15 protein-coding genes are annotated in these 17,509 nt (G+C 39.1%); 1 reads left to right on the forward strand and 14 read right to left on the reverse strand.

The genetic code is table 11. From position 1 onward, the window contains the following. Positions 1-17 precede the first annotated feature (17 nt). Positions 18-1,358 carry an MFS transporter gene (locus tag AB3I12_RS07750; RefSeq protein ID WP_010720189.1) on the reverse strand — a complete coding sequence of 447 codons (1,341 nt, stop codon included), beginning with the start codon at positions 1,356-1,358 and terminating at the stop codon, positions 18-20. A 17-nt stretch (positions 1,359-1,375) separates the two neighbouring features. Beyond that, on the reverse strand, positions 1,376-3,367 hold the full coding sequence (locus AB3I12_RS07755; RefSeq protein WP_063626515.1) for an amylo-alpha-1,6-glucosidase: 1,992 nt from the start codon (positions 3,365-3,367) through the stop codon (positions 1,376-1,378). A gap of 462 nt (positions 3,368-3,829) precedes the next feature. Between AB3I12_RS07755 and AB3I12_RS07760 the strand changes: the two genes are divergently transcribed. Further along, the gene (locus AB3I12_RS07760; RefSeq protein WP_063626514.1) at positions 3,830-4,795 is read left to right on the forward strand and encodes an AraC family transcriptional regulator; all 966 of its coding nucleotides are present in this window, start codon (positions 3,830-3,832) and stop codon (positions 4,793-4,795) included. A gap of 180 nt (positions 4,796-4,975) precedes the next feature. Here the strand turns inward: AB3I12_RS07760 and AB3I12_RS07765 are convergent, their stop codons facing one another. The 12 genes from AB3I12_RS07765 to AB3I12_RS07820 form a co-directional block, all read right to left on the reverse strand. After that, positions 4,976-6,355, reverse strand: coding sequence for an FAD-dependent oxidoreductase (locus tag AB3I12_RS07765; RefSeq protein ID WP_010738534.1), 1,380 nt, complete (start codon positions 6,353-6,355; stop codon positions 4,976-4,978). A 222-nt stretch (positions 6,356-6,577) separates the two neighbouring features. Then, positions 6,578-7,744 carry a pyridoxal phosphate-dependent aminotransferase gene (locus AB3I12_RS07770; RefSeq protein ID WP_034699425.1) on the reverse strand — a complete coding sequence of 389 codons (1,167 nt, stop codon included), beginning with the start codon at positions 7,742-7,744 and terminating at the stop codon, positions 6,578-6,580. A gap of 29 nt (positions 7,745-7,773) precedes the next feature. After that, the gene (locus AB3I12_RS07775) at positions 7,774-8,883 is read right to left on the reverse strand and encodes a M20 family metallopeptidase (RefSeq protein ID WP_063626513.1); all 1,110 of its coding nucleotides are present in this window, start codon (positions 8,881-8,883) and stop codon (positions 7,774-7,776) included. Beyond that, complete coding sequence (locus AB3I12_RS07780; RefSeq protein ID WP_053765847.1) at positions 8,843-10,192, reverse strand: aspartate kinase; 1,350 nt, start codon at positions 10,190-10,192, stop codon at positions 8,843-8,845. Before AB3I12_RS07780 ends, AB3I12_RS07775 begins: the two co-directional genes overlap by 41 nt. Then, a complete protein-coding gene (locus tag AB3I12_RS07785) occupies positions 10,189-11,190 on the reverse strand; it encodes an aspartate-semialdehyde dehydrogenase (protein ID WP_053765848.1) in 1,002 nt (333 codons plus the stop codon). The genes AB3I12_RS07780 and AB3I12_RS07785 overlap by 4 nt, the downstream gene beginning before the upstream one ends. Positions 11,191-11,204: 14 nt before the next feature. Beyond that, positions 11,205-11,900, reverse strand: coding sequence for a 2,3,4,5-tetrahydropyridine-2,6-dicarboxylate N-acetyltransferase (gene dapD, locus AB3I12_RS07790; protein ID WP_063626512.1), 696 nt, complete (start codon positions 11,898-11,900; stop codon positions 11,205-11,207). Between the two features lie 14 nt (positions 11,901-11,914). Continuing rightward, positions 11,915-12,622: a 4-hydroxy-tetrahydrodipicolinate reductase gene (gene dapB / locus AB3I12_RS07795; RefSeq protein WP_034699411.1), complete on the reverse strand. Its 708-nt coding sequence runs from the start codon at positions 12,620-12,622 to the stop codon at positions 11,915-11,917. Further along, a complete protein-coding gene (dapA, locus tag AB3I12_RS07800; RefSeq protein WP_063626511.1) occupies positions 12,619-13,500 on the reverse strand; it encodes a 4-hydroxy-tetrahydrodipicolinate synthase in 882 nt (293 codons plus the stop codon). The genes dapB and dapA overlap by 4 nt, the downstream gene beginning before the upstream one ends. Next, the gene (dapF, locus tag AB3I12_RS07805) at positions 13,493-14,299 is read right to left on the reverse strand and encodes a diaminopimelate epimerase (protein WP_063626510.1); all 807 of its coding nucleotides are present in this window, start codon (positions 14,297-14,299) and stop codon (positions 13,493-13,495) included. Before dapF ends, dapA begins: the two co-directional genes overlap by 8 nt. Further along, complete coding sequence (lysA, locus tag AB3I12_RS07810; protein WP_063626509.1) at positions 14,296-15,543, reverse strand: diaminopimelate decarboxylase; 1,248 nt, start codon at positions 15,541-15,543, stop codon at positions 14,296-14,298. Before lysA ends, dapF begins: the two co-directional genes overlap by 4 nt. Positions 15,544-15,917: 374 nt before the next feature. Beyond that, positions 15,918-16,565, reverse strand: a complete 648-nt coding sequence (locus tag AB3I12_RS07815) for a hemolysin III family protein (protein ID WP_025480259.1) — start codon at positions 16,563-16,565, stop codon at positions 15,918-15,920. Between the two features lie 98 nt (positions 16,566-16,663). Then, on the reverse strand, positions 16,664-17,491 hold the full coding sequence (locus tag AB3I12_RS07820) for a class C sortase (RefSeq protein WP_063626508.1): 828 nt from the start codon (positions 17,489-17,491) through the stop codon (positions 16,664-16,666). Between the last annotated feature and the right edge of the window lie 18 nt (positions 17,492-17,509).

Raw genomic sequence — 17,509 nt, forward strand, 5'->3', positions numbered from 1 at the left:
AACGAAAAAGCAGCAAATCAACCAATGGAAGGTTTTTCCTTAGTCGTAACAAATAAATAGTTCGCTGGATAACCGATTTGGAAAACACCGAGCGTGATTAGGTAAAAAACAAGTGGTACTACAAAAGTAGAGAAAATAATGCCAAATGATGCGCTAGATAATTGCGCCTGATTCGCTACATAGCCTGTATAGCTCAAAACAAATCCTGGGATAGCTCCACCAATCGCCATCGCAAATTTCATGATAAAAGAATTCAATGAAGCGATCAGCGCTGCTGTTTCAATTCCCAACTCGTGTTTTATTTGATCCACATTATCAGCAGATAAACTATACTGCAAAGTATTGGTCAGCCCTAAGCCAACTTGGACAGCAAGATAAGCCCCTAAGAAAATCATTTTCGATTGATGCACGCCGATCATCACGATCATCGCTAAACAGAGTAAAGATAATGCGCCAACATATACTTTTTTCTTCCCCCATCGCTTAGATAAACTAGGGACCAACACACCTGCTCCTAAAGCACCAAACAGTCCTAAAAAACTAGCGAAACTTAGCAATTTTGTGTCATTCAAAATATAGTTCAAATAATACAAAAGCGATCCACTAAAGATATTGCTTGCGGCGGTAATAAAAAGCATACTGATAAATAGGGTCATCACTGGACGAATTTTTAAGATAGCAAGCGCTTCTTTATAAGAATAGCCGCGCTCTTGCGATAATTCAGCGGGCTCTTCATTCCCTCTTTCTTTCAGTGCTAATGTACCAAAAATCGTGAAGAACAAGACGACTAGTACCGTTCCGACAATCAACAAGGTATACCCAGAAAGCCCATTATTGTAAGCGGAAAGGATCAACGGTGCCAAAATATTCAAACAAGTAGGTCCTACTGTATACGACACACCTTTTATGGACGACAAGATGTTTCGATCGGCTTCTTGATCGGTTAATACGGGGATCAAACTATTTAATGGGATATCCATTAAATCAAAAGTGATACCTAACAAAATATAAGAAATATAGATAACGACGATTTTTTGACTAGTAAAAAGTAACGGCGCAAACCAAACAAGTAAATAGTTGATACAACAAATCACTGTTCCTAGCACCAAAATCGGGCGATATTTGCCAAAGCGCGTCACTGGGAAACGATCGATCAAAAAACCTAATAAAGGATCACTGAAACCATCAAGTAGTCTGGAGACTAGAAAAAGCGTACTAACTACAGCAGGATTAATGCCAATTACATCGGTATAAAAAATCAAAAGGTACGTATTCAACAACGTCATCACTGGGATATTTCCGAGATTTGTTAAAGCAAAACCAATTTTTTCCTTTACACTGATTCGTGTTTGTTGCATTCCAATCCTCTCCTTTTTCAAATCAGTTGTTTGCTCTTAGTTGTTTCAAGGGAGATATCATAATTTTTTCCTGGCTCTAAATGAACCTCTTGCTGGTTGATACGGAGAATCCCTCCTTCTCGCGTCGTTGAAATGTGTAGCTGTTCTTGTTCTTTATTGATTGTGACAAGTCCATTTTTGATTGGTATTTGCATGTTTAGACTTTCAAAGGCAGCTAGATTAGGTTCAACGATGAAAGTTTGATATCCTGGTGAAAGTGGTCGGACACCTGCGAAATATCTGCCTAATAGATAGATTGGGCTTGCTCCCCAAGCATGGCATAAGCTTTTGCCAAAAGGATCCCCATACATTTCATACACTTGTTCGCCCGTTTCCTCAGGGATATATTCTTCCCAGAATGTCACTGCCCCTCTTTCAACCATTCCGCCCCAGTAATCACAGATGATTTGATACACTTGGTCTGTTTGACCCATTTTACATAGAGCATCTTGCTCGAAAAATTTGAAATAAGGTGTCGTGATCTGGGTAATTTCAGGGTTTAACAATACATGGGTTAAAATCTGTTCTTTCTTTTCTTGTTCCACTAAATCGAATAAAATGGCAAAGATATTGGCATGACGAGTTACGTGGCGCTTTTTCGATTCATAGGAATCAATAAATGCCTGCTTTTCTTCGTCCCAGAAATAGCTCATGACATTTTCTTTTAGTTGTTGATACTTCTGCTCGTAGTCATCTACCTCACCCAAAACAGCTCCACAAGTCATCATCGTTTGATAAGCTTTAAGCAATAGAATTTGTTCTGCTGCCAAGGTTCCTTCTCGATCCATCTCCGTCCAATCAATAAACAACCAATCTTTTTCTCGCCCATAAATAAAGCCAAGTTCATTCGTTTGTGCTTGGAGATAGTCCATCATCGTCTTCATCTTAGGATAGATTTGTTTCAAGAAAACCGTGTCGCCCGTCATTAAATAGTGATTCTCAACAGCGATGATCCATAAAATCGAGTAGTCAACGATCGTATTCATGTGTTGCTTGATCTCATTTTGCCCACGAAGCGCTAACATCGTTCGGGTATTGATTTCTTCATCGAAAAAGAGGTATTGATTGATAAAGTAGCTTTGGTAAGCATCGCCTGACCAGATCCACCGATCTCGCTTGATCCCATCGATAAAGAACAATCCGCTACATAGGGTAAATGTTTCCACAGAAACTTCCCAAATCTTGTTTAAAAGGACATTGTCTGAAGAAAAAGCAGCATGATTGGTTAAAGGAAGGGATTCATGGATTGCCTCGATCTCAATTTCTTCCTTCGCAACATCTGGAACAAACAAATACCGAAAAGCACGCTTTCTTGGGATTGTTTCAACAGTAGCTGCTTTTTCCTTGTAATAGCACATCTCCACATCTAATGCTTCTGATGCAGATTCACCATAGCAAATCATGATCGGTTGTCCATGTGTCATTTTTTTGATTGCCAGTGTTCCGTAAACCGCACGACCATAATCGATCAATACCCCATCATTCTGTTCGTTGATTGAAACAGGTGTAACCACTTTTTTTTCAAAATAGACATGATTTGGATCGTTTGCTTTATCCAAATAAAGTGAGCTCCAACCAGCTGGTAGTTCTTCAATAAAGTTACTTGCTCGCCAACCTAAATCACTCTTGATAACCTCTCCTTCGACAAAGACAGCGGGTAATCCAGTTGCGTTGCCTACAAAAATCCTGATTTTATTCTTTCCAGGCTGACAATTGATTGTTTCTTTAAGTGGATACTTTTTCCCATTCACTTCCACATAGCCAATCCCTGTTGCATAAACAATAAAAGAAGTTGGTTCTGTCAGTTCGTAGTAACGTTTGAATTTCACATTTTTATGACAATCATCAACGTTCCAATAAGCAGGCCAGTCATAGCCTCTTTCTTCTCTTGAAAAATTTTGTAATAATCCTTGTCTGATTTCAAAATCTCCTGGGTACCATAACCATCTTGTTTGTTTTTCACTATTCATCTTCCACACTCCTTGGTTTTGGATCGTAGCAATGGTAATCATGCACGATTCTTTTTTCTCATTGTCAATAACTGATAATCTAAATCTTTTGAACGAATGGCTCAATAACGAATGAAACAGCCCCGTACGTCTCACCCAAACTAGCGAAAGTTAAGCCAAATGAACACATTTGTTTAGTCATTTTGATAGCTCACTCTTCCTCAAAAATAGGCTAAAATTTTCCATTTTTCGCTTTCTATCACTTAAAAAAAACAGGAACAGTCGTTAACAATCAACAGCTAAAAGATTTAAGTTCTCCTTCCTAAACACTTATGCTTTTTCTCCCTCTACATATTAACCGCTTTCATATTCGGGGAACAATTTCCAAAATCCAGAATGTTTATATCAAATCTACAGGTTTTTTGGTTAAGAAGTTGTGTTACATTAATAGCAAGGTAAGATGATCATTAAGAGGTGAAGTTCATGGAGAAATGGATCGCAGAGTTATTCAAAGAAACGGAAATCGAAAAATTGCAAAAAAAATCAGGTAAAAATATTAATACGATGAACCTCAACTATCATCGTTCGATCGTTCCAGAAATTCCTAAAAGTAATTTCTTTGAGTTTGGATCAATCACAATTAATAAACATCCAAGATTTTCTTACACACCCGCGCATACCCATCATTTTATTGAGTTGAATTTTTTATTCAATGGGCACTGCACCCAGCGTTTGAACGGTGACGTTTTTCATTTAGAAAAAGGACAGTTACTTCTGTTAGATAGTAAGGTTATCCAACAAATCGATTATGTAGGAGCAGAGGATATCTTGATCAATTTCCTCCTTGATATTCCAGCTATTCAAAATATTCTATTGCCTAATCTACCAAAATCCAATAATCTAATCACAGATTTTTTCTTTCAAGCAACTCGTTCGCCTACTGAACATACTAGTTATATCCTCCTAGACTTATCAATGAGTCCCTTAGCGAATCAGCTAATTAAAAGTTTGATGTTGACCACTTATCAAAAAGAGTCTGTGCATAAGCAACTTTTGCTGAATTTATTATTTTCTTCACTGATGGTAGAAAGCGCCCAAGCACCAGTGATTATCACGAATAAAAAAACGATTCGTAATGAGCCGCTGATTCAAATCTTAGATTATATCAATGATCACTATGCAGAAATCACCTTACAGCAATTAGGAGAAACTTTTGGCTATAACAAAAACTATTTAAGCAACTTGTTAAAAAATAAAACCGGTAGTAGTTTCCAAGAGTTGATCGATCAAAAACGCTTATCTGAAGCAAAGCGACTCATGCTAGAAACAAACGATAGTTTAAGTACGATTGCCTTAAAAATCGGCTATAAAAGTGTCCCTTCGATTTTCAAACTTTTCCAAAAAGAAACCGGAAAAACACCTGATTATTTCCGAAAAAAACGGATGTAAAAAGAGTAGTTTAAACATGAATGGTGCATCTTACTAATTCCAGCTATAAAATAGTAACTAAAAGTTATTAATACAAAAAAATAACAAAAACCGCCTGAAACAATTGAAGTGTTTCAGGCGGTTCATTTATATTTTACGTAAAATACAACATGTCTAACGAATGTCTCTAATTGTTTGATTTTATTCTACAAATGGTTCTTCTCCCAATGCTTGTTGCGCGGCTAGATTGATCATATTCCATTGGCGATCAAAACCTGGTTGGAAGAAAAAGTCAGCTTCTGCTAAATCTTCGATCGTCAGTTTTTGTTGGATCGCTAGCGCTAGTACGTTGCCTTGAGCAGTCACATCATAAGTAGATAAAACAGCTCCGCCAAGGACTTGATGTGTCATTGGGTCAAAGAATAATTGGATTGAAACTTTCGTGTTCCCATATTCTTCAGGTACATATTTAGGACGAATAGTATCTTCATAATAAGCTGTGCGAATAGCTACGCCTGCTTTTTCTGCTGTAAAACTATTCAAACCACTAGCTGCAAAGTGATAATCAAAAACACTTAATGCCGAAGAACCTACAACGCCTCCAAATGGTTGGCTTGGTGTATCCTCAAATAGATGTTTGACTACATATCGTGCTTCTCTTCTTGCCACTGTTGCTAGTGCAATCGGCATTTTTGAGCGGGCAGGTATCGAATAAGCAAGGGTTGCATCCCCTACTGCATACACATCAGGTAAATTGGTTTGCAAATATTCATCGGTAACGATCCAACCACGATCATCTAAATCTACGACTCCTTTTAGCCATTCCGTATTCGCTTTGACTCCAGCTGCTTGAATCACAAGATCTGTCGCGATTTCTTCATCTGCTGTTTGAATCGCAGCGACTTGTTGTTCACCAGTGAAAGCAGTGATTTTCGCACCCGTCACGACTTTGATACCCTTTTCTTTTAAATGTTCGGTTAAAATATCCGTCATTTCCGGATCTAAATAAGTGCCTAATGGTCGATCAATCACGTCTAATAACGTCACTTCTTTCCCTGCTTTTTGAAAAGCTTCAGCGGCTTCGATCCCGATATAGCCTGCACCGATAACAGCTACATTTTTGATTGCTGGATCAGTTAATTTATCTTTGATTCTAGTAGCCCAATCGTACCCACGCATCAAATAAACGTTCTCTAAATCTGTTCCTGGTACTGGCAATGAATTTGGTTTTACTCCTGAGCTTAAGATCAATTTATCATATTCATACTCTTTGGTACTCTTATCTAAGATACTAGTCACCGTTACTGTCTTTTGGTCTGCATGAATCGCTTTTACTTCATGATTGTTTAAAATGTGAACATTGGGTTGTGGAAAGTTTTCTGGTCTGAAATTTCGTACATCATTAACATCTGTCACTTGGTCCTCTAAATATAATTCCATGCCACATGACATGAACGAAACATAATCCCCTGCTTCAAATAAGGTGATATCGACATTTTCACCATATCTAGATAGCAATTCTAAAATCGATTGATGTCCGCCATGAGATGCGCCGACAATAATAACCTTTGTTTTCTCCATTGATGAAACCTCCTTGTTCAATTATTTAGAATAACTCTAAACAATTCAAACATAACACTCGATTTTTTATAAATCAAAAGAAATGCCCAAATATTGGACAGAAAAAACAAGACTTTCTCTATTAAGATTTTGACTTAAATGTTCCTCTTTCAATCAACAAAACAAACAAAAAAATGAAAAACTTCGTTCAATAAAACGAACGCAGCTTTTCATTTTTTTTGATTATATATCAGCTAAAAAAAGGCGAATCCGTTGGCAAGCTTCCGTAAGTTCTGCCAAACTACTTGCATAAGAAATCCGAATATAGCCTTCACCCTCTGGTCCAAAAGCTGAACCAGGGATACAGGCGACTCTGCCTTGTTCTGCTAACTGTAAGCAAAACTCCCAAGAATTTAGGGTAACTTCTTTTGGCAGTTTACAAAACAGGTAAAAGGCGCCATCAGGTGGTATGACTTCAAACCCTAACTCACTTAATTGACCTAAAAGATAATCTCTTCTCTTCGCATACTGTTCTTTCATTTTTTCCCCATCATACATTCCGGTAGTAAGTGCCTCAACCGCAGCTTTTTGAGCCATTGTAGTGGCTGAAGTGACTAAATATTGATGGACTTTGATGATTTCATCAATCACATATTTTTGAGCAAAAATAAAGCCGATCCGCCAGCCGGTCATCGCATGAGATTTGGATAAACCGCTAATCACAATTGTTTGCTCCGGAAGATAAGACGCTGGCGAGACATGGTCTCCGACATAATTCAACTCTGCATAGACTTCATCACTGATCACGAAGACCGATCGTTGTTTGATGACTTCAGCTAATTTTGCCATTTGTTCTGAAGTTAACAGTGTTCCTGTTGGATTGCTTGGATAGTTCAAGATAATTGCTTTGATCGAGTCGCCATAAGTAGCAAAGGCTGCTTCTAATTGTTCTGGTTGGCAGATAAAGCCTGTTTCTGACGTATCGATTGTGATTAATTCCGCTCCAGCAAGATCCACTATCGGCTGATAGCCAGGATAAGCAGGCGCAGGAATCAATACTTTGTCGCCTTCTTCCAAAATCGCTAGTAAAGAAGCAGCGATTGCTTCTGTGGCACCAACTGTCGTTAGTACTTCAGTTTGAGGATCGTATACCAACCCATAACGTTCTTTTTGAAATAAACAAGCAGCTTCACAAAGTTCGGGTAGTCCCCTCATCCCCGTATAATGGGAATAATTTTCTTCAATAGCAGTAATCCCCGCCTGTTTGACATGTTCGGGTGTTGGAAAATCAGGCTCACCTAAGGTTAACTTGATGACATCGGGGATAGCAGAAATTTGTTGGTCAAAACTTCTGATTTGTGACACTGCTATTTTTGCAAGCCTGTGATTAAAACGATTGGTTAAATTCATGTGGTTTTCTCCTTTTTATCACTTCTTTGTCACTGATCCTTTTTTAGCAAAAGTCCTTTTGTATGAAGGATCGTTTGATACCAAGCGACACCCTTTTCTAACACAGCCATATCAAAATCAAATCGTGCATCATGAAGTGCTGGTGTATCACCGACACCGAGAAAGAAAAAAACACATGGATACTTCTGGGTATAAACACCGAAATCCTCTGCTTGCAAGACCGGTTGTTCAAGCTCATGTAATTTTTCTGATTGCTTCAAGGCTGTATATAAGTGAGGATCATTGATGACCGCTGGATATCCATCATTATAACGGAATTGGATCGATACCTGCGAATTTTTTTGAAATTTCTCTGCTAAATCAGCCAGTTGTACTTTGATCGAATCTTGGATTTGCTGATCATAAGAACGGATGCTGCCTGAGATAGTCACTTCATTTGCTAAAACATTTCGAATCGTACCACCAGTGATCTGTCCAAACTTTATTAAACGTCGCCATTCTTTAGGTAAAGATTGTTCCAACTCGTATACTTCATTCATAAAACCAATGGCTCCTCGGATACTGTCGATCCCTTGTTCACTAGAGGCAATATGAGCAGATCTCCCTTTGACAATGATATCTGTCTCACTACTTTGTGCCATAAAGGCGCCCGATCGTGAATAGATCTCGCCTATGGGAAGACCTGGCCATAAATGAAACCCGAAAATCGCTTGGACTTGATAGTCCTCTAACAAACCTGTTTGAATAACACTTTCCGCTCCGCCAGATATTTCTTCCGAAGGTTGAAAAATCAGAACAACGTTGTACATTAACTGTTCTTTATGATCTGCGATATATTCCGTTAACCCTAATAACATTGCCATATGTCCATCGTGACCACACGCATGCATCATCCCTTCATGAGTAGAAGCAAAGGGAAGATTTGTTTCTTCTTGGATCGGTAAGGCGTCAATATCTGTCCGAAAAGCAATCGTTTCGTTTTGTTGATGATCAAAATAAAGCAATAAACCAGTCTCGCCGATTTCATGCAGGACTCCCCCAAGATCCTTGATTTGTTCATGCAAATACGCTTTGGTTTTAAATTCATGAAAGCCGATTTCAGGAATTTGATGTAACGCCATGCGATGTTTTGCTAACATCGACATTCACCATCCCTTCATAGAGCCCTTTAACGACTGTTTCATATTCTTCATTTTTTACCCCAATGATCAAGTTTAATTCTTGTGCCCCTTGGGATAAGATCGATGTCCGAATCTCTAGTTGATTTAAGATGGATAAGACTTTGCCAGAAAGTCCAATCAGTTCTTTATGTGGTCCGCCAACAACTGAGATCAATGCCAGATTCTCGATAATTTCGACTTCCTCGACACCCAAATTTTCTTTTAACTCTTTGGTAATCAAAAATAATTGATCTGCAATGGCTTCTGCTGAAACGACTACTCCAATATTGTCGATCCCCGAAGGAATGTGTTCGATCGAGATACCATGATTCGCAAAGACACTCATTGCTTTCCAAATAAACCCGATTTCATCAGACATATGTCGTTTAAATAGTGTTAGCGAAAGAAAATCTTTTTTTCCAGCAATCCCTGTTAAGCCATTTTCTTTTTCGACTTCTTTGCTGGAAATTCTAGTGCCTTGCGCCTCTGGATCGTTCGTATTTTTTATTTGAATCGGGATACCTGCTTCTTGTACTGGGAAAATAGCTGATTCATGGAGAACATTTGCCCCCATATACGCCATCTCTCGTAATTCTCTAAATGAAATTTCTTTGATGATTTTTGGCGTGTCAATGATTCGTGGATCAGCCATCATAATCCCGGAAACATCCGTCCAATTCTCATAACAGTCGGCATTCAATAGTTTGGCTAAGATTGCGCCAGTGATGTCGCTCCCACCTCGCCCCATCAATTTTTCTTTTCCAACTGGATTAGCACCATAGAATCCTGGGACTACTAGTGGGCCTTTTTCTTGATAAATAGTTATTATTGCTTGTTTCGTCCGTTCTTCATCGATCTCACCCGTATAATCAAAGAAAATCAGTTCTTTCGCATCTATAAACGTATAACCAACATATTCAGCTAATAACTTCGCAGTGAGATATTCTCCCCGACTGACCAAAAAATCCTGTGAGACTTTTTCTCGCTGTAATTTTTTTTGGATCTCTAACAATTCATCTTCAATCGGAAAAGTCAACGACAAGACATCTCTCACTTGAATGAATCGTTCACAGATCCTTTCCCACAAAGGTGTCCAATCGACTCCATGATGAAGATAGGCATGGATCAAATACAAGAGATCCGTGACTTTGTCATCTTCTTTTGTTCGTTTTCCTAAAGCGGAAACAACGATCACACTTCGTTCAGAGGCAGCTAAAATAATAGATTTTACCTTTTTGAATTGTTCTTCATGAGCCATCGATGAGCCACCAAATTTTGCGACTTTCATTGGATCACCTCCCTGATTGGTGATAACAAGGCAGAGGCGATTTGTACAGCATTCGCAGCTGCGCCTTTACGGATATTATCCGCTACGGTATACAGTAACAGCCCATTTTCCAATGTAGGATCATGCCGGAGTCTGCCGACGTATACCTCATCTGTTCCTTTAGCAAGGATACTGGTCGGGTAACTATGGTTGGGCAAATCATCCACGACTGTTATTCCCGGAAAATGTTGTAGACATTGACGGACTGCTGCAAGTGAAAATGGCTGCGCCAACTGGACTGCGATTAAAACACCATGACCAACTTCGATGGGGACACGTACACAAGTAGCCGAGACAGGTAAGTTAGGCAAATGTAGGATCTTCCTTGTTTCAGCCATCATTTTGTGTTCTTCTTTCGTATACCCATCAACCAACGGTGCATCAATTTCGGGGATGACTGTTTGACTGATATCATGCGGATAAAGCGAAGGTTCCTGCCCTTTTTGAGTGGCGTGAAGATCAGTTAGCCCTTGTTGCCCCGAACCAGAGACCGCTTGATAGGTGGAATAGTTCACGCGGTTGACACCAAATGTCTGTTGCAATGCCTTTAACGGTAAAACGGCTTGGATCGTGGAACAGTTTGGATTGGCAATCAATCGGTTCATTTCATGATCTGCTAGATTGACTTCTGGAACGATCAACGGAATCGTTGGATCTTCTCGCCAAGCAGAAGAATTATCAATGACGACCAACCCATGTTCTCTAGCAAGTGGCGCAAATTCAAGTGAAATTTCTGCTCCGGCTGAAAAAAGCGCTAAATCATACCCGTCAAATGATGTCTTTGTTAATTCTTCTACTGTGTATTCTTTTCCCTTAAACACACAGATTTTTCCAGCTGAACGCTTGGATGCTAATAATTTCAAACGACCTACTGGAAAATCATATTCTGCTAACACGTTCAACATCGTTTGACCAACTAAACCAGTTGCTCCAACGATACAGGTATCTATTTTGCGCATCTTTTTCATCCTCTCTATAATTCCCGTAATGCAGCGATCAATGCGGTGTTCTCCCTCGTTTGTTCGTCTTTGATCTTTAATACTCGGGCAGGCGTTCCACCCACTACGGTATCAGCGGCTACATCTTCTAAAACAACTGCTCCAGCCGCCACGACTGCATTTTTGCCAATACGGACACCTTCAACAATGACAGCATTCGCACCAACCAAGACACCGTCTTCAACCACCACTGGTTGAGCGGAAGCCGGTTCGATCACACCCGCCAACACTGCACCCGCACCAATGTGACAATTTTTGCCGACAATCGCTCTTCCGCCTAAGATTGCCCCCATGTCGATCATCGAGTTTTCCCCAATCTCCGCACCGATATTGATGATCGCTCCCATCATGATGACCGCATGATCACCGATCGTTACTTGATCCCGGATAATTGCTCCTGGCTCGATCCGAGCATTGATTTCTTTTAAATCAAGCAGAGGTATGGCACTATTTCTAGCTGTTTCTTCTATTTCGATCTCAATGATTTTAGCGGATTCTTTTGCGAGGATTGGTGCGATTTCTTGGTAATCACCGAAAACAATTTGGCTATTCCCCTGACCAAATACTTTACACTTTTCAAATTTAATTGGTTCAGTGACATTTAAATACACTTTAACCGGTGTTTTTTTATCAGCTGTTTGAATCAAACGTATAATTGCTTGTGCGTCCATTTGCTTTCTCTCCTTTATCCACCTAAAGTATCTGCTAATTGATAGTATCCAGCTGGTTGATTGCTTAACCAAAAAGCTGCACTTACTGCTCCTTCTGCAAAAATCTGATTGGAAAACGATTCATGTTTGATTGATAATACTTCATCCGTAGATGCAAATAAAACTTCGTGCTCTCCAGGTACAGAACCAATACGTAAACTGTGTACTCCGATTTCATCGGTTTTTCTAGGTTGATCTTTCCATTGGAAAACAGGAGATAGTTTGCGGACTTCTTGCATACTAGCGAGTAGTGATTGAGCCGTTCCAGAAGGCGCATCTTTTTTTTGGTCATGATGTTTTTCAATCAATTCGATTTGCCATGTTTTCAATAATTCAGCAGCCTGCTTCACTAATTGATTCATGACAAAAATCCCTAAAGAAAAGTTCGCACTGTATAAAATGGGGAAACGTTGCCCAAACGCTTCGATTGCCTGGAATTGTTCCTCACTATAGCCAGTCGTTCCGATCACGACTGGAAGTTGGTGTGCTGCTCCATAATCTAGCACTTTTTCCAAATTATCTGCGTGAGAAAAATCAATAAGGAGTGAGATATTACTCGGAAAAGATAAAGTAGTCGCTTCTTTAAGGGAGACCTTTGGAAAAACGACCTCATGTTCATAAGATTCAATGACTTCTTGGATTTTTTTGCCCATTCGTCCATGTCCGACTACACCAATTTTCATACCTGTTCTCGTCCTTTCATAGGTAATAATTCCTGTAATACTCCTCGCTTGTCCTCAGACAGAGGAACAAGTGGTAGCCGTAACGCACCTGAAGGAAGAGCCATCATCTCCATTGCGGCTTTTATTGGGATCGGATTTGTTTCACTAAACAAGGCATGGATCAATGGTAAGGCAGTTAATTGGATTTGTTGCGCTCGTCGAAGATTCCCTTGCTCAAACGTTGCGACTAATTCATGGACTAATCTAGGCTGGATATTGGCCCAAACACTGATAACCCCACTTCCACCCACACTTAATATCGGCAAAATAGCATCATCGTTGCCACTATAAAGGACAAACGAGTCTGTCAAAAGACGACCAACTGCCATCACATAAGCCAGATCACCTGATGCTTCTTTGATCCCGCTGATTTGTGGATGTGTCGCTAATTTTTCCAGGACTGGGATTGGGATCGTCATTCCAGTTCTAGATGGTACATTGTATAAAATGATCGGTCGTGGTGATTGGTCAGCAATTGCAGTAAAATGCGCCAACAAACCTGCATCACTTGTCTTATTATAATAAGGCGTGATCACTAACAATTGATCCGCCCCAATCGCTGCTAAACGTTGGACTCTTTCAATTGTTTTTTTCGTATCGTTTGTTCCTGCGCCTGCGATGACTGGGATTCTTTTATTTACTTTTGCTACTGTAAAACGTAGAATCTCCTCTTCTTCTTCTGGCGTTAACGTCGAAGATTCCCCAGTTGTTCCTAACACTAACAGGCCATCTGTACCTTCTGAAAGATGAAACTCAATTAGTTTCTCTAATCCTTGATAGTCAATTTCGCCAAGCACATCCATCGGTGTAATCAATGCAACGATCGAACCTTTAATCATACGACATCTCCTTTTGTGACCATTCATGAACAGCTGGTCCCGTCATTTGTATTTGTGTCTCCCCAGTAATCATTAACTCTCCTTGCTCTAAGTGAATCATGGCCTTAGCACTTGCTAAGTATCCATGATCTCTAGCTACGACATAAGCCGCACAACAGCCAGTACCACAAGCCAATGTCCAACCAACGCCACGTTCATACGTGCGTACGATCAGTTCCTGTTCATTGACTCGTTGGACAAAATTAACATTGGTTTTTTCTGAGAATAATGGATGGTGACAAATCTGTTCCCCTAACGCTTTCATTTGTTGCGCTTTTGCATCCTCTACAAAAACAACGGTATGGATCGTGCCCATAAACAAACTAGTTAGCTGGACATCCACTTGTCCAATACGTACTATTTGATCCACGATGGGTTCTGTTTGATTGACCGCTAACTTTTCTGTCGAATAATCGGGTTGTCCCATCTGAGCGGTACAATAAAAAGGTTCTTCTGTCAAAATTTCAATGGAAATCACACCCGCTAATGTGTGTACGTCGAAAAGTGAAGTTTCTACCATAGCTTTATCCCATACATGCCGAGCAAAACAACGAATCCCATTCCCACACATCGGCGCCTGACTGCCATCTTTATTGAAATAAAGCATCGTTAAAGGTTGCTCTCGAACGACAATCAACCCATCTGTATCAAATCGATCCTGTCCACACCACTTGCTGGCTAATTGGTGATAATCGATTCCTTCTTCATAGTCCATTAAGATAAAATCATTGCCGCAACCATTATATTTATGCAGGATCATTGAACTTCACCTCGCAATAAATCCTCATATTCTTGCCTACGTACCACTAATCGAGCAGTTTCACCGTTGACGAATACCACAGCAGGCGTCAAGGCTCGGTTATAGTTGCTACTCATTGAATAACCATAAGCGCCTGTGGCATATACCGCTAAAATATCTCCGGGTTCAGCGATAGGCAAAAGAGCTTCTTGAATAACCACATCACCTGACTCACACATTTTCCCAGCGATCGTGACTTTTTCGGTTTTCTTTTCCCTTAATTTGGTTGCCAGATCACATTGATAGCTCGCTTGATAGAGTGCTGGACGGATATTATCGGTCATTCCCCCATCGACAAAATAATATTTTTTATTTGGCGTTTGCTTAATAAATCCTACCGTATAAAGCGTCGTTCCTGCTTCCCCAACGATACTTCTTCCGGGTTCGATCAACAATTCATTGATTACTAATCCTTGTTTTTTTAAAGCTTCCTCCGTAAAACGTACTAATTCTCGAACAGATTCTTCAATGGGCAATGGCTGATCACTTTCGGTATAACGAATACCGAATCCTCCCCCAAGATTTAGCGAAAGTACTTCATCAAAATCTTTAAGATAACCAATCAGTTTATGGATCTCTGCTATCCAGGCCGATAATTCAAAAATCTGCGAACCAATATGGGCATGAAAGCCTTCTAATTGTAAAAATTCACTATCCTGAATAAATTGGATCGCTTTTTGACACTCTTCGCTTTCATAGAGTAGACCAAATTTTGAATCAATATGAGCGGTAACGACATATTCATGCGTATGTGCTTCGATCCCTACATTCAACCGGATCATTACCTGGAGTTCTTTTTGATATTCTTGGCTAAGTGCGACTAACAATTCAACTTCCATGAGATTATCCGCTACAAAATGAACAAGTCCATTTTCGATAGCATAACGGATTTCCGCAGGTGTTTTATTGTTTCCATGAAAATAGACCTCTTCCATTGGAAAGTCAGCACACACAGCTGTATAAATCTCGCCACCACTAACTACATCTAAACCTAATCCTTGTGATTGAATCAGTTTTAACATGGCAACGGTCTGAAATGCTTTTGATGCATATAAAATCTTTGTCTTAAAATGATCTGATTGAAATCCTTGTTTAAATGCCTTGATGTTCTCCACCATTTGCTTCTCGTCGTAAACATAAAGGGGTGTTTGATATTGTTTTACTAATTGACTAACAGGAATTTCACCGATCATTAATTCTGACATTCGAGACTACCTCTTTTCCGCAATGTTTTTTAAAATTTCTCTCATTAAGATTTGAATTTTATTTGAATAATATTAAACAAATTCTCAGTGATTGTCTACTATATTCATAAATTTAATAAAAAAAAGTGCATTCATACATTTTTTTGTATAAATACAAAACTAGCGAATAAAAGATTAAAAAACAATGGATATGCTCATAAATCTCACTATTTCAATCATACAATCTAGTGAAAGCAACTACTCCATCAAATAAAAATACGTTTGGTTGCGATCATTCCATCGAAACCAAACGTATTTTTTAATTTAATCCTTCGTTGTAAAAAGGAGAGCTATTCCTTTGTTCATCAGAAAATTCATGCTTAAATTGATTTTATTTAAACCACATACCCAAAGTAAACGGCTAAAAACATCAATGATGCACCTAACATCACAAATAAGTGCCAAATAACATGTGTGAATCTCTTACTTTTCATGCTATAAAAAATTGAGCCGATCGAGTAAGCTAACCCACCAGCGACCAATAAAAGTAAACCGGTCAAATTGATGTTTTGATAAAGTTTTGGTAAAACAATCACGATTCCCCAGCCCATCACATTATAAATAATCGTTGATACTTTAGAAACCTGACTGGCTTTCGCTAAAGTCAAACACTTGTAAATGATCCCGATAACTGCTGTTGCCCAGATTACACTAAGTAATAGTACACCAGAAAGTCCCTGAACGATTAACAGGCAAAAAGGCGTATAGGTCCCGGCAATCAGTAAATAGATCGAACAATGATCGAATATTTGAAACACTTTTTTTGCTTTTGTAAAAATCAAGCTATGGAACAACGTAGAACTGAAAAAAAGCAAAAACAGCGAACTGCCATAAATGATAAACGCAACATAATCGAGGGTTGAATGAGCTTGTTCCATCAGCAAGTCAAAACAAATGAGACTTAAAAACGCTGCAATTCCATGGGTGACGGCATTCAACACTTCATTCACTATTTGATACTTCCGACTAAATTCTACTTCCATTTTTGTATTTCCTCCAATCATTGATGCCTTCTTCTTATAAACCTATTATATACTGTTTGTAAGACTTTTACATCTAGTTTTCAAAACTATATTAAAACTTAATGTTTAAAATAGCAAATGAAACACACTATCCCGACCACTAGCAATCCAATCAATACGAATCCAAGAATCAAAAGAGATCGTTTTTTTTGGCTATCGATTTTCTTGACTTCTTTTTCAATGTCTTGATTTTCATAGGGAATACGGTGTCCTCGTACCAGCAACCGGTGACTATTGACCATATAAGGGGTACATGTTAATAATGTAACTAAATCCTGCCCTTTTTCAATCATCAGATCATCAAGATCTGTAGGCTCAATAATTTTGATTTGATCCACTTGATACGCTAATTTACCATTCTGACTTTCGATAAAAAACAAATCGTTTTTCTCTAGTTGATCTAAATCCGTAAATAGTTTGGCTTTGGGTAATCCACGATGACTAGAAAGAACGGCATGAGTACTTTCACCCCCAACTGGATAAGAGGTTCCTGCCAATAAAGAGGCACCTTTTTCCAGAAAAAAAGAAGTCGTTTGGTCAAAAATCGGTAGTCGCACATTGATTTTCGGGATTGATAACACACCAATGGTATGTTTTTGGATCGTTGATTGTGTTACCTTCTCCGGTTCTTCTTCGGCGAATGGGTCAGAGCCTGGGGAAGAATTACTTTTTGCAAGTTCTCGATTTTTTTCTAGATATTCTTGTTGGATTTTCTCTAACTCTTCTGTCTTTAGTTGTTGTGCTTGTTGTTGGTATTTTCTAATGATTTGCTGATCCAAGTAATCATTGATACGATCACTAACAAAAGGATACATAAAAATTACGATTCCTGTGATGAATAACAAGGTCATGAAACTATCCAAATATCGCCGCTTTTTGTTACTCATTGATCGTCATCCTTTTTT

The organism is Enterococcus sp. C65 (genome assembly GCF_040887165.1).
GTDB classification, from domain to species: Bacteria; Bacillota; Bacilli; order Lactobacillales; family Enterococcaceae; genus Enterococcus_B; species Enterococcus_B hirae.

Coding starts and splice junctions, on each gene's coding strand:
- AB3I12_RS07750 (WP_010720189.1), bottom strand. CDS start 1,358: ATGCAACAAACACGAATCAGTGTAAAGGAAAAAATTGGTTTTGCTTTA.
- AB3I12_RS07755 (WP_063626515.1), bottom strand. CDS start 3,367: ATGAATAGTGAAAAACAAACAAGATGGTTATGGTACCCAGGAGATTTT.
- AB3I12_RS07760 (WP_063626514.1), top strand. CDS start 3,830: ATGGAGAAATGGATCGCAGAGTTATTCAAAGAAACGGAAATCGAAAAA.
- AB3I12_RS07765 (WP_010738534.1), bottom strand. CDS start 6,355: ATGGAGAAAACAAAGGTTATTATTGTCGGCGCATCTCATGGCGGACAT.
- AB3I12_RS07770 (WP_034699425.1), bottom strand. CDS start 7,744: ATGAATTTAACCAATCGTTTTAATCACAGGCTTGCAAAAATAGCAGTG.
- AB3I12_RS07775 (WP_063626513.1), bottom strand. CDS start 8,883: ATGTTAGCAAAACATCGCATGGCGTTACATCAAATTCCTGAAATCGGC.
- AB3I12_RS07780 (WP_053765847.1), bottom strand. CDS start 10,192: ATGAAAGTCGCAAAATTTGGTGGCTCATCGATGGCTCATGAAGAACAA.
- AB3I12_RS07785 (WP_053765848.1), bottom strand. CDS start 11,190: ATGCGCAAAATAGATACCTGTATCGTTGGAGCAACTGGTTTAGTTGGT.
- dapD (WP_063626512.1), bottom strand. CDS start 11,900: ATGGACGCACAAGCAATTATACGTTTGATTCAAACAGCTGATAAAAAA.
- dapB (WP_034699411.1), bottom strand. CDS start 12,622: ATGAAAATTGGTGTAGTCGGACATGGACGAATGGGCAAAAAAATCCAA.
- dapA (WP_063626511.1), bottom strand. CDS start 13,500: ATGATTAAAGGTTCGATCGTTGCATTGATTACACCGATGGATGTGCTT.
- dapF (WP_063626510.1), bottom strand. CDS start 14,299: ATGATCCTGCATAAATATAATGGTTGCGGCAATGATTTTATCTTAATG.
- lysA (WP_063626509.1), bottom strand. CDS start 15,543: ATGTCAGAATTAATGATCGGTGAAATTCCTGTTAGTCAATTAGTAAAA.
- AB3I12_RS07815 (WP_025480259.1), bottom strand. CDS start 16,565: ATGGAAGTAGAATTTAGTCGGAAGTATCAAATAGTGAATGAAGTGTTG.
- AB3I12_RS07820 (WP_063626508.1), bottom strand. CDS start 17,491: ATGAGTAACAAAAAGCGGCGATATTTGGATAGTTTCATGACCTTGTTA.